The organism is Streptosporangium sp. NPDC000509 (genome assembly GCF_042898365.1).
GTDB lineage: Bacteria > Actinomycetota > Actinomycetes > Streptosporangiales > Streptosporangiaceae > Streptosporangium.
Genome location: NZ_JBIAYX010000002.1, coordinates 563,479 through 575,722 on the forward strand (window position 1 = coordinate 563,479; position 12,244 = coordinate 575,722).

Sequence of the window (12,244 nt, forward strand, 5' to 3'; positions counted from 1 at the left end):
GCCCATGCGGCTCAACGACAAGGTGGCCGTCGTCACCGGATCAGGGCGTGGCCTCGGCCGCGCGTACGCCGAGGCGCTGGGCGCGGCCGGTGCCGCCGTGGTGGTCAACGACATCGACGCCGACGTCGCCAAGGAGACCGTCGAGGCGATCACCGCCGCCGGTGGGCGTGCCGTCGCCGAGGTGTGCGCCGTCGGCACCGCGGAGTCGGCCGACGCCCTGGTCCAGCGGGCCGTCTCGGAGTTCGGCCGCCTGGACGTGATGTGCACGAACGCCGGCGCGCTGCGCGACCGTACGCTGGCCAAGGTCACGGACGAGGAGTTCGACCTCGTGGTGGACAGCCACGTCCGTGGCACCTTCACCTGCGGTCGCGCCGCGGTGCGTCAATTCCGCGAGCAGGGCGGCGGTGGCCGGCTGATCCTGGTCGGCTCCCCCGCCGGCCAGTACGGCGGCTTCGGGCAGACGGCGTACGCCGCGTCCAAGGCGGCCATCATCGCCATGGTGCGGGTGTGGTCGACCGAGACGGCGAAGCTGGGCGTGACCGTGAACGCGATCGTGCCCACCGCGCTGACCAGGATGGCCGCGACCATCCCGTCGCTGACCGAGGTCGTCGCCGCGGTCGAGGCGGGCGGCCCGGTCCCGGCCGAATTGCGCCGGCGCGGCATCGGCAAGGTCGAGGACGTGGCGCCGCTCGTCGTCTACCTCGCCTCGGACGAGTCGGCCGGCGTCACCGGGCAGTACATCGGCTTCGGCGGCGACAGGTTCGCGATCTGGGCGCACCCGAAGGAGGCGTTCGTCACGCACCGCGACGGCGGGTGGAGCGCGGAGCAACTCGCCGCCGACTTCGCCGGGTTCTCCGAGCACCTGCAGAGCCACCTGCCGCCCCCGAAGTGACCGGCGAGAGCCGTCCCAGCCCGGCTGGGACGGCTCTGTTGTGCGGTTCGGTCGTGCGGTTCTGTTGTGCGGCTCAGTCGTGCGGCTCGACCGTGCGGTCCGGTCGCGACGGTCGGCGCATGTCGGCCGCGCTCGGCCGAAGAAGTACGCGTCCTCGATTGAAGAAGTACGCGCGTGCTCGGCCGAAAGAGACCTCGTGCTCAGCCGAAGTAGAACGCGTGCGAGGCGAGTGAGATCCGTCGACGAAGCGCGGGATCGGGGACGAGCCGCGCGAAGGAGTCGACGGCGTCACGATAGGTGACCGGATGCCGGGCGCCGACGAACGGAGCGTCGCTCCCCCAGAAGACATGGTCCGGCCCGGCGGCCCCGATCAGGGTCGCCGCGTGACCGGCCAGCGTGTCCTCGCCGACGCCGAAGCGGTAGCCCGCGGACAGCTTCACCCACACCCTGCCGGTGTCGAGGGCGCGCAGGAGCGCCGCACCACCGGCGCCCGTGTAACCGGCGACCCGGTCCGGGTCGCCGAAGTGGTCCACGACGACCTTCACCCCCGAGGCGGTCAGCCGCTCCAGCACCGACGGCAACCGGTCGCCCTCGATGTTCAGCTCGATGTGCCAGTCGAGGTCCGCGACCCGGAACAACAGCCGCCGGTACGCCGGGTCGGTGAGGTCCGGCAGGTCGGCGAGCCGTCGCCACTGGAACCTGACGCCCACCACACCGTCGGACTTCATCCGGTCCAGGACGTACCGATCGACGGTGGGCTCGACGATGACGGTCCCGCGCAGCCGCTCGTGCGCCCGCAACGCCTCGATCGTGTAGTCGTTCAGGTCGCCGAGCAGGCTCATCGCCGACAGCACACCGTAGCCGACGCCGTGCTCGTCCATCGTCGACACGAACGTGTCCGCCGTCAGCTCCCCCTCGGGCCGGGTCCAGGCCCGCGCCGCGAGAGGCAGCGCGCGGGTGAACAGGTGGACATGGGTGTCCACGAGAGGCGCCCCGCTTTCCGGCGGGGCGTCGCCCGGCATGGCGTCGCGACGAGACACCCCGCTCTCAGGCAGACCGTCATCCGCCACGACGCCACGACGAGGCGCCCCACCCTCGGGCGGACCGTCATCCGCCACGGCGTCATGACGAGGCACCCCGCTCTCGGACAAGCCGTCACCCGTCACGGCGTCGCGATCCGGTAGAGCGAGGCCGCCGTCCCGCCGAGGACCAGGGCGGCGTCCCTCGCTGACAGGCCGGAGACCGACTCGCGCGCGATCCCGACCATGTCCGCGTAGGCGCCGGCGGTCTGGGTGACGTCCGAACCCCACAGCACCCGCTCCGCGCCGAACCGGGAGACGAGCCATTCGACCACGACCGACGGCGTGCCGCCCGCGGCGATGATCCTGGCGAAGTTGAGCGTCGTCACCTTGACGTGGACCTGCGGCAGGTCGGCGAGCGCGAGCAACTCGCCGGCCCCCGGGTAGGGCTCGGGGCGATCCGTCTCGACGCTCGCGATGTGATCGAGCACGACCGGCGTGTCCGGGAACTCGCGGGCCACCGCGGCGAGCGCGCGCAGGCTCTCGTCGCGGTTCCAGCGGTAGATGTGCAGGCACATCGACAGGCCGAGTTCGCTCGCCTGCCGCCACACCTCGCGGGCCCGCTCTCCGGCGAACCATTCGGTTCCGGGGGTGCCGCCGTGCTGGTTTCCGCCCGGCGAGGTGAGGCGGACGGCCGCGGCGCCGCGCTCCGCCCAGTGGCGTACGGTCCGCGCCGCGTCCGGGGCCTGCGCGTCGAGGACGCACATGGCGGCGAGCCGGTCGGGGTGCCGGGCCGCCGAGTCCACCACGTAGCTGTTGTCGTAGCCGAACACGTGGGCGCGCTGGACGGCGACCGCGCCCGACAGCTCGTGGTCGCGCATCGCGGCGAGCAGCCGTTCCGCGGTCATCGGATCGTCGCGTACGGCGTCGCCGACCGAGCCGCCGGGCGGGTTGAACGGGTAGGCCGGGTCGTTGGTCACCAGGTGCGCGTGTGCGTCGATCAGGGCAGGGGTCATCGGATGCGCTCCCAGGTGAGGATGGGGGTGGGCGGCCTGCCGGGGGTTCGCTCGGCGCGCAGGGTGAGCCGGTCACCGTCCACGACGGCGAGGCGGACCAGGGTGGCGCCGATCCAGTTGGGGTAGACGGCGGTCTCGACCTGGTGGACGACGCGGTCGCCGGACCATTCGTAGCGTCCGGCGTACGCGCCGAAGGTCCGTACGGCGGCGAGCTTCTCCTCGTCGGTGGTCCACCGCCAGTTCTCCGTCCGCAGGAGCGGGCGGTCTCCGGCCATGTACTGCACCGACATGTAGCCGTCGGGGCCGTAGATGAGCAGGCCGAGCGGCTTGTCCCCGAGGGAGCGCGCGCCGTCGTCGGGCTCGCCCTCCATGACGTAGTCGACCAGCCGCCAGGTTCCGACGATCATGAGGTCGCGCCCATCTGCTCCCGGAACGCCCGCGTCATCGAGTGGGCCGTGCGGGCGAGCATGGTGGCGTCGTTGCCCATGATGAGGAACTGGTGGCCGAGGGCGGCGGTCCCGACGGCCGACGACGCGTCCACACACGCCGCGCCGCAGGGTTTGCCCGCCGCGGCGGCCGCGGCCCGCGCCCGGTCGAGCGACTCCTTGACCACGCGATCGTTCATACGGACCCCGAGCGCGAGGGAGAGGTCACCGGCGCCCAGGAACACCGCGTCGACCCCCGGCACGGCGAGAATGCCGGCGGCGGCGTCGATCGCCGCGGGGCTCTCCAGTTGGGGGACACAGACGACGTCCTCGTTGCCGACCCGGACGTACTCGTCTCGGGACATCAGTCCCCACCTGCCCGCGCGGCTGGTGCCTCCCGCTCCCCTCATGCCGAGGGGCGGGAAGCGGGTGGCCGCCACCACCCGTTCGGCGTCGGCGACCGAGTCGACGCGGGGGGCGAGGATGCCCCGGGCGCCGGCGTCCAGAACCCGCTGGATGGTGCCGGCCTGGTGGTCGGGCACGCGTACCAGGGGGTCGACGCCGTACGCCGAGGCGGCGCTGATCATCCGGGCGGCGAGGGTGAGGTCGATGGGAGAGTGTTCGAGGTCGATCACCACGAAGTCGAATCCGGCGTCGGCCATGATGTCGACGCTCTCGACGGTCGCCAGCTTGATCCAGGTGCCCAGCCTCGGCGTTTGCGCGGAGGCTGTCGCGAAGAACGTCATGCGGTCGTGATGTGGTCGGGGGCCGGGTACTCGTCGGCGTTGAGCACCCATCCGGCCTTGGCGGAGAAGTCGGCGCGCGGCGGGCTGAAGATGTCGATGAGCATGTGCACGCCGTCGCCGACCGCCTGGCTGGTGTGCACGGTGGGCGGCGGGATGATCGCGACGGCGGGGCTGCCGACGGCCGCGTGCTCGTCGGCGCGCCACTGGGAGCGCTTCGACGTCCAGGGTGTCCGGACATGGTGGATGTAGTCACCGGCGACGGTGAGTGAGCACTGCTCGAAGTCGTCGTGGTGGTGGGGGGAGAGCCGGTCGGGATCGCGCGGGCCGTCCTTGGGATCCCCGAAGTTGACCATGAAGGCGCTGGACCGGAAGATGCGGCCGAACCGGCCGGGTCGCAGCGGGAAGTCGGCGTTGCGGTAGACGCGCAGGCGGTGGCCGGCGGGCGGCTCCGGCCACGGCTCCAGCGGGGCGACGCGCGGGTGGGGCTCGGCGTACTCCGAGGCGTTGGCGCAGCGTGCGAGGAGGTCGGTGGTGCGGACGTCGAACAGGCGGACCAGGTCGGCGTCGCCGTGCACGGTGAGCTCGCTGTCGCCGGGGGGCACGATGACCACGCCGCTCCCGGTCACCGTCCGGCTTTCCGCGCCGGCCGTCACGTCGATCGTGATGTCGTCGTGGGGGAGGACGACGACGTACTCCTCCCGCTGCGCGGCCGCGTCGCGGCGGAGCGCGTCGCCGAGGACCAGGCGGGTGAAGGCGAGCACGAAGTTCTGGCCGCGGACGTACCAGGTCTTGCTGCCGAGCTCGGTGACCTCGTCGGGCGGCAGCGCGAGGAACTCGTAGGTGGCGAGCGCGGCGATGGGGTCGTTCGGGTTCGTCGTGGCCGGCGCCGTGTTGAGCGCGGCGCGAGGGTCGTTGGGGCCGTACATGTGGTTCGTCCTTACAGTCAGTCGTCCGGGCCGGGCGGGTACGAGGAGTGCGGACCGTCAGTCGTCCAGGCCGAGCAGGTACGAGGGGTTGACGCGGACTATCTGCCGCAGGTCCTTCTCCGGCAGTCCGAGGTCGAGCAGCGCGGACCCGACCCGGATGAAGGAGTCGACGGGCATCGGGCGGCCGACCTGGCCGAGGTCGGAGGCGAGCACGGTGTGCTCGGGCCCGACCCGCTCGATCCAGTCCATCAGCACTTCCGGACCCCACCGCACGTTCGCCACCTCGGGGTCGTACATGCTGGTCTCATGCTCGATGTAGGCGCCGAGCATGACGAACTCCCGGCACTGCGCCGGGTCGGAGCCGATCACGAAGTTCGGATGGCTGACCACCAGCCGCCGGACTCCGGCGTCGCGCGCGGCGGTGAAGACCTCCCTGATGTCGTCGGGTGCCATGTGCCCGGCGGAGAGCAGCGCGCCGGTCTCGGCGACGATCGAGATGACCTGGCCGACCTCGGGGATGAGCTCGCCGTCCGGGCCGCGTACGTCGACCTGGGTGGTGGTGAGGGGGATCGTCGGTTTGGGGAAGCCGCCGCCGGAGTTGTGGTGGTCGACGTGCGCGCCGGAGGAGATGGTGGGAAACCAGACACACCGCCCGCCCATCCGCAGGCACATCTCCACCGCGTGCGGGTTGATGCCGCCGACCTGGTTGTTCAGCGCGATGCCGCCGTAGACGGCGGTGCTCACGCCTTTCAGCCGGTCGCCCATCGCGAGGAGGTCCATCACCGTGTTGTGGTGGTGGGACTTCGCCAGGAAGGCGCGCATGCCCAGCCGCGCGCCGTCCTCGGCGGCCTGCACGTGGTCGAACCTGCGCGGCAGCGGGTTGGGCCCGGAGTGGCAGTGCAGGTCGACGAGGCCGTGCAGAACTCGCTCGATCGCGGGTGGGGTCATCGTTGTCCCTCCTGCGCGGTAGCCATCGACGAGGGCATGGCGACCCTTGACAGAAACACCACCACGATAGCATTGTTACAAATTACGGACTTACTGTACGATAAATGCGACTCGCTGTTCTGACAAGCACTTGTCCCGGCGAGATGTTCCAGCGCGACGACCTGCGCTGTCGCTCAAACCCGATTGGGGGCCACGTGCCGGAGGCGACCTATACCTGGGCGGAGATGATGGCGATCTCCATTTCGCACGAGATGGCCGACGGTGCCTTCGGCTCCGTGGGCGCCGCATCGCACATTCCCGCCGCCGGGCTGCGCCTGGCGCAGCTCACGCACGCGCCCAACCTGTCCTTCTTCTGCGGCGGCAGCGGCGCGATGAACCCGAAGATCCAGCGGCTGACCGAGTCGTCGGCCGACTACCGCAACCTCGTGACCAGCGAATACCACTTCAGCCTCGACGACGTCGTGGACTTCGAGACGGCGATGCGCTTCGACTTCGCGTTCCTCGGCGGAATGCAGATCGACAAGCACGGAAACCTGAACATGGCCATGATCGGCGACTGGGACAAGCCGAAGGTGCGCGGACCTGGCACCATCGGCCTGATCTTCCTCGGCGGCTTCAAGACCAGCTACATCTACACCCAGCACCACACGCCGAAGATCTTCGTCGACAAGGTCGACTTCGTCAGCGGCGCGGGCTGGCTCGACGGCGGCGACGCCCGCTCCAAGGTCTTCCGCCCGGAGTCCGACGGGCCCCGGCGGGTGTTCACCCCCCTGGGCGTGTTCGACTTCGAGCCGGAGAGCAAGCGGATGCGCCTGATCAAGGTGCACCCGTGGAGCAGCATCGAGAAGATCCAGGCCGCGACCGGATTCGAGCTGCTGATCGCCGACGACGTGCAGACCGTCGGCGCGCCCAGCGACGAGGAGCTCACCCTGCTCCGGACCCAGGTCGACCGCGACGGTGTGCTGCGCCGCTACCCGTCCGTGGCCTGAGCCCCCATGAGCTTCCACGATCGCCACGTCGTCGCCGACGGCTGCACGACCCACTATCTGGAGGCCGGGGACGGTCCCGCGCTGATCCTCCTGCACGGCGGCGAGTACGGCGCCTCCGCACAGCTCGCCTGGGAGAACTGCATCCCGGCGCTCGCCGAGCACCGTCGCGTGCTGGCGCTCGACTTCGTCGGCTTCGGGCACAGCGACAAACTTCGCGACTTCGGCGGCCAGCGCCGGCTCATGCGACGGCAGGTCGCCGGCGTGCTGCGCACCCTGCGGATCGACTCCGCGGACTTCATCGGTACGTCCCTCAGCGGACGGCTGCTGCTCGACATCGCCAACCGGCCGTCACCCGAGTGGCCGATCCGGTCGATGGTCGTGGTGGGCACCGGTCTGGCCGCCCCCGCGGCCGAGGCCCGCGCCGTGCTGGAGGACTTCGACGGCACGCTCGACGGCCTGCGTCCGTCGATGGACGTCCTCTTCCACGACCCGCGCTGGAAGGACAGCGAAGACTACCTGCGCCGCCGCCACGAGTACTGCATGGTCCCCGGGGCGTGGGAGACCGCCGCGGCGGGCAATCTGCGCGCGCCGGGACGTGACGGCGGCGAGCGACGGCCGCATGTCCGCCCGCCCGCCCGCGACTACGGGGGCATCACCGTGCCCACCTGTCTCGTCCGGGGGCGGCACGACCGGCTGGTGCCGGCGCCGACCTGGCAGGAGCTCGCGGCGCAGATCCCGGACGCGCGGACCGAGACGATCGACGGCAGCGGCCACTATCCGCAGATCGAGCGCTCGGCGGAGTTCGCCGAGGTGGCGCTCGGGTTCCTCGCGCGGACGAAGGCGGAGGCACGATGAGCGACCTCCACCTCGAGTCCGGCGGAGACGACGGCCCCGCGGTGCTCTTCCTGCACGGCTCCGGCGCGTCGGGAGCCGTCTGGAAACCGGTGCTGGAGCGGCTGCGCGAGCGCGGGACCCGATACCGGTGGCTCGTCGCCGACCTGCCGGGGCACGGCCGCTCGGGCCACCGCGACGACTACTCGCCCGAGGGGCACGCCGGCGCGGTGTCCGCCGCACTCTCCGGCGTCCTGGGCGAGAACGCGTCCCTGCACGTCGTCGGTCACTCTCTCGGCGGGCTGGTCGGGATGACCGTCGCGGACGGGACCCACGGCGTCACGGTCGAGTCCCTGACGGTGATCGCGATGAAGGTCGCCTGGACCGAGGAGGAGCTGACCAGGCGGTCCGCGACGGCCGACCGGCCGGTCCGGATCTTTCCCGAGGAGAAAGAGGCCCGCGAGCTGTTCGGGCGGATATCGGGTCTGCGAGGATCCGCGTTCACCGACGAGGACCGCGCCGGTGGGGTGACGGCCCGCGACGGCGGCTACGCGCTCTCCGCCGACCCCGGTATCACCAGGGCCGCCCCGGCCACCGGCCCCGAACTCGCCGCGCGCATGCTCACAGTGACCTGCCCGGTCGAACTCGCCTGCGGCGACCACGACCCCGGCATCGACCCGGCGGACATGGCCGAGGTGCTCGGCCATCAGGTCACCGTGCTGCCCGGCGCGGGGCACAACGTCCACATCGAGCGCCCCGACCTCATCGCCGACCTGGTCGAGCGGGCACTCGGCCGCTGACGAACGGACACCCATGCGAATCGAGAACCTCCTGCGGCAGAACGCGGTACGACGCGGCCCGCTGCCCGCAGTCATCTGTGACCAGGCCCAGCTGTCCTGGGCCGAGCTGGACATCGAGACCAACCGGCTGGCCAACGCGCTGATCGGGCTCGGATACCGCGCGCAGGAGCGGGTCGCGCTGGTGATGTCCAACTGCCACCACATCGTGACGGCCTTCCACGGCTCGTGGAAGGCGAACCTGATCACCGTGGGGATCAACACCCGGTTCACCGCGCCCGAGATCGCCAGGATCCTCACCCACTCGGGCGCGTCCCTCGTCATCTGCGACACCCCCGCCGCGGTCGAGGCCGCGAGAGGGGTGCCGAGCATCCGCGGCGTCTACACCATCGGCCTGGGCGACGACGACCAAGGGTCGTTCGTGAGCCTCGTCGCCTCCGGTGACCCGGGCGACGTGCCCGAGACCGGCACCGGCGGCGACCTGCGCTCGCTGCGCTACACCAGCGGCACCACCGGCGCGTCCAAGGGCTGCATGGCCACGCACGACCAGCAGCTCGCCAGCACGGCCAACTACCTGTGCGAGGTGAACGTGCCGCGCGGCGGCCCGACCTGGATCTCGGTGCCGCTGACGTTGGGGGTCGGCGCGTCCTTCGTGACGACCACCGCCTACCTCGGCGTCCCGCTGCTGCTGCGCCGGCGCTTCGACCCGGCCGCGTTCGTCGACGACGTCGACAGGTTCGGGGTCGAGCACGCCTTCCTGGTACCGACCATGCTGGTCGACCTGGTCCGGGCGCTGCCCGACCTCGACCTGCACCGCGCGAGCGCGCTCAAGCTGGTGGGGTACGGCGGCGCGTCGGTGTCCTGGAGCCTGATCCGATCCCTGGCGCAGGCGCTGGACCTGGAGTTCTACCACGCGTTCGGGGCGACGGAGGCGGGTGGTTTCGTGGCGTTGCTCACCCCGGACGACCACCGCAACTTCCTGCGCACCGAGGCCGCCTCCATCGTCCCGGTGGGCAGACCGGCCGCGTTCGCCGACGTCAAGATCTTCGACGCGGAGGACCGCGAGGTGGCCGTACGGGAGACCGGCGAGATGCGGATCCGCGCGACCAGCGTGTTCTCCGGCTACTGGAGCCAGCCGGAGGTGACCCGCGCGGTACTCAAGGACGGCTGGCTCCGGCTCGGCGACATGGCCTGGCGGGACGAGCGCGGCTACATCTATCTCGCCGACCGGGCACAGGGCGTGATCCGGTCGGGGGCGCAGAACGTGTACGCCGGCGAGGTCGAGGCGGTGCTGCAGGCCTGCCCCGGCGTCGCCCGCGCCGCGGTGATCGGGGTGCCGCACGAGCGGTTCGGCGAGTCGGTCAAGGCGCTGGTGCAGCGGGCGCCGGGTGAGGAGCTGACGGAGCAGCAGGTCCTCGACTACTGCGCGGAACGGCTCGCCGGCTACAAGCGGCCCCGCGAGGTGGAGTTCGTGACCGACCTGCCGGTCGACGAGGGCGGCAAGATCAGGAGAGCCGAGCTGAAGCGTGTCACCGAGGTGCGCCTGCTCGGCGAGGTGACGACCGGTGGCGACGCCGGTCCGGTTAAGGAGTTCAGGCGATGAGCGCGAACAAGGTGACGACCCCCGAGGAGGCGGTCGCCGGCATCCCCGACGGAGCCACGATCGCGCTGGGCGGCGTGCACTCCCACAACAGCCCGATGGCGCTGGTGAACGCGCTGATCCGGCGCGGGGTCAAGGATCTGGAGCTGATCCCGACGCCGAGCGGCGGCCCGCCGGTGGACATGCTGATCGCCGCCGGTTGCGTCCGGCGGCTGCACGTCTCCTACGTGGGGCTGGAGTTCCTCGGCATGGCGCCGAACTACCGCCGCGCCGCGGAGAGCCGGTCGATCGAGATCGTCGAGGCGGACGAGGCCTACATCGTCTACGGGTTCCGGGCCGGAGCCAGCCGGCTGCCGTTCCTGCCGCTGCCCGCGCTCTACGAGGGGACCGACCTGCCCAAGGTCAACAAGGACATCCGGTCCACGACCGACCCGTACACCGGAAAGACGGTGACCACCATCCCCGCCCTGCGCGCCGACTACGGACTGTTCCACGCGCAGGTCACCGACCGTAAGGGCAACGCGCAGGTCTTCGGCCAGCGGCGGTTCGAGGACGTGATGGCGAAGGCGTGCGACCACGTCGTCATCAGCTCGGACGAGATTCTGGACGAGTACGCCCCGGCCCCGGATCCGCGCCTGGTGTCCATCCCCGGCGCGATCGTCGACAGCGTCGCGCACGCGCCCTACGGCTCGCACCCGCTGTCCTCGCCGGGGCACTACGCCTACGACCGTGAGCAGTTGGTGGAGTACCGGGACCTCGCCGCCCAGGACCGGACCAAGGAGTATCTGGAGAAGTACGTGTTCTCGGTCGACGACCACCAGGAGTATCTGGACAAGCTGGGCGCCCGGCGCCTCCTGGGTCTCCAGCAGACGTTCCGCTGAACCGGACCCCGGGCCTCCGACAGGCGTTCCGCTGAACGGGAGACCCCGGGCCTCGGGCAGGCGTTCCGCTGAACCGGGCCCGCCCGCCCGGGGGCCTACCAGGAGTAGGCCTCCGGCGCGGGTCCGGGACCGGGGAAGATGGCGTCGAGGCGCTCGAGCGTCTTGTCGTCCAGGGACACCTCGAAGGCGCGGGTGGCGGCGTCGAGCTGGGCGAGGGTACGCGGCCCGATGATCGGCGCGGTCACGCCGGGCCGTCCGAGCAGCCAGGCCATCGCCACGTCGGCGGGGCTCTCGCCGAGTTCGTCGCACAGGTCCTCGAACGCCTGGATGGCGGCGCGGTGCCGGTCCAGCTTGATCAGTCGCTTGCCCCGGTGGGTCGCCACCTTGGCTCCGGGGAGCGGCGTGCCCATCCGGTTCTCCCGCTCCTTGCGCAGGATCCCGCCGAGCAGGCCGGCGTCGAGCGGCGACCACGGCATCATGCCGACGCCGTAGTGCGCGCAGGCGGGCAGGACCTCCAGCTCGGCGGTGCGTTCGAGCAGGTTGTAGATGGTCTGCTCGCTCACCAGACCGGGGCGGCCGCGCCGGGCGGCGGCTTCCTGCCCGGCGGCGATGTGCCAGCCGGGCTGGTTGGACGACCCCACGTAGACGATCTTGCCCTGGGTTTTGAGCACGTCCATCGCCTCCCAGATCTCGTCCCACGGAGTCGATCGGTCGATGTGGTGCATCTGGTAGATGTCGATGTAGTCGGTGCGCAGCCGCCGGAGCGACGCCTCGCAGGCGCGCCGGATGTGCAGGGCGGACAGGCCGGCGTGGTTCGGCCACTCGGACATCCGGCCGTACAGCTTGGTGCTGAGCACGGTGCGCTCACGGCGGCCCCCGCCGGTGGACAGCCACCAGCCGATGATCTGCTCGGTCAGTCCTTCGCCGAACCGCCAGCCGTACACGTCGGACGTGTCGATCAGGTTGATCCCCAGCTCGTGGGCGTGATCCATGATCTTGGACGCGTCCTCCTCGGTCGTCTGGGTGCCGAAGTTGTCGGTGCCGAGCACCAGCCGGCTGACCGTCAGACCGCTGCGACCGAGGTTGGTGAACTCCACGAGATCTCCTGATTCCATTTATCGGACGATGAGTCCTATATTTGAATTTTGATGGTAGCGTTCGTGAGCAGATGAGG

At 71.0% G+C, this 12,244-nt stretch carries 13 protein-coding genes; 6 read left to right on the forward strand and 7 right to left on the reverse strand.

Annotated features, from left to right (window positions below; translation table 11 throughout):
* Positions 1-4 precede the first annotated feature (4 nt).
* On the forward strand, positions 5-892 hold the full coding sequence (locus ACFY3D_RS06075) for an SDR family NAD(P)-dependent oxidoreductase (RefSeq protein ID WP_389975489.1): 888 nt from the start codon (positions 5-7) through the stop codon (positions 890-892).
* A 200-nt stretch (positions 893-1,092) separates the two neighbouring features.
* Here ACFY3D_RS06075 and ACFY3D_RS06080 read toward each other — a convergent pair whose 3' ends face one another.
* The 6 genes from ACFY3D_RS06080 to ACFY3D_RS06105 all read right to left on the reverse strand — a co-directional run bounded on the left by ACFY3D_RS06080 (position 1,093) and on the right by ACFY3D_RS06105 (position 5,972).
* Complete coding sequence (locus ACFY3D_RS06080) at positions 1,093-1,875, reverse strand: amidohydrolase family protein (RefSeq protein ID WP_389975492.1); 783 nt, start codon at positions 1,873-1,875, stop codon at positions 1,093-1,095.
* A gap of 179 nt (positions 1,876-2,054) precedes the next feature.
* Entirely contained in the window at positions 2,055-2,927 is an 873-nt protein-coding gene (locus ACFY3D_RS06085; protein WP_389975495.1) for an amidohydrolase family protein, read from the reverse strand.
* Positions 2,924-3,334: a lipocalin-like domain-containing protein gene (locus ACFY3D_RS06090; protein ID WP_362903430.1), complete on the reverse strand. Its 411-nt coding sequence runs from the start codon at positions 3,332-3,334 to the stop codon at positions 2,924-2,926. Before ACFY3D_RS06090 ends, ACFY3D_RS06085 begins: the two co-directional genes overlap by 4 nt.
* A complete protein-coding gene (locus tag ACFY3D_RS06095) occupies positions 3,331-4,098 on the reverse strand; it encodes an HpcH/HpaI aldolase/citrate lyase family protein (protein ID WP_389975499.1) in 768 nt (255 codons plus the stop codon). Before ACFY3D_RS06095 ends, ACFY3D_RS06090 begins: the two co-directional genes overlap by 4 nt.
* Positions 4,095-5,024 (reverse strand): hypothetical protein, encoded by a 930-nt coding sequence (locus tag ACFY3D_RS06100; RefSeq protein WP_389975502.1) that lies wholly within the window; start codon positions 5,022-5,024, stop codon positions 4,095-4,097. Before ACFY3D_RS06100 ends, ACFY3D_RS06095 begins: the two co-directional genes overlap by 4 nt.
* 57 nt (positions 5,025-5,081) lie before the next feature.
* Positions 5,082-5,972, reverse strand: a complete 891-nt coding sequence (locus ACFY3D_RS06105) for a DUF6282 family protein (protein ID WP_389975505.1) — start codon at positions 5,970-5,972, stop codon at positions 5,082-5,084.
* A gap of 104 nt (positions 5,973-6,076) precedes the next feature.
* Here ACFY3D_RS06105 and ACFY3D_RS06110 point away from each other — a divergent pair, with 104 nt between their 5' ends.
* From ACFY3D_RS06110 to ACFY3D_RS06130, 5 genes are read left to right on the forward strand one after another with little or no spacing between them, the layout of a single operon-like run.
* Entirely contained in the window at positions 6,077-6,961 is an 885-nt protein-coding gene (locus ACFY3D_RS06110) for a CoA-transferase subunit beta (protein WP_389975508.1), read from the forward strand.
* Positions 6,962-6,967: 6 nt separating this feature from the next.
* Positions 6,968-7,816, forward strand: coding sequence for an alpha/beta fold hydrolase (locus tag ACFY3D_RS06115; RefSeq protein WP_389975511.1), 849 nt, complete (start codon positions 6,968-6,970; stop codon positions 7,814-7,816).
* Complete coding sequence (locus ACFY3D_RS06120) at positions 7,813-8,592, forward strand: alpha/beta fold hydrolase (RefSeq protein WP_389975514.1); 780 nt, start codon at positions 7,813-7,815, stop codon at positions 8,590-8,592. Before ACFY3D_RS06115 ends, ACFY3D_RS06120 begins: the two co-directional genes overlap by 4 nt.
* 13 nt (positions 8,593-8,605) lie before the next feature.
* Positions 8,606-10,192: a class I adenylate-forming enzyme family protein gene (locus tag ACFY3D_RS06125; RefSeq protein ID WP_389975517.1), complete on the forward strand. Its 1,587-nt coding sequence runs from the start codon at positions 8,606-8,608 to the stop codon at positions 10,190-10,192.
* Positions 10,189-11,070, forward strand: coding sequence for a CoA-transferase (locus ACFY3D_RS06130; protein ID WP_350942209.1), 882 nt, complete (start codon positions 10,189-10,191; stop codon positions 11,068-11,070). The genes ACFY3D_RS06125 and ACFY3D_RS06130 overlap by 4 nt, the downstream gene beginning before the upstream one ends.
* 95 nt (positions 11,071-11,165) lie before the next feature.
* On the opposite strand, the gene ACFY3D_RS06135 is transcribed toward ACFY3D_RS06130, so the two are convergent.
* Complete coding sequence (locus tag ACFY3D_RS06135) at positions 11,166-12,185, reverse strand: aldo/keto reductase (protein WP_389975520.1); 1,020 nt, start codon at positions 12,183-12,185, stop codon at positions 11,166-11,168.
* Positions 12,186-12,244: the final 59 nt, after the last annotated feature.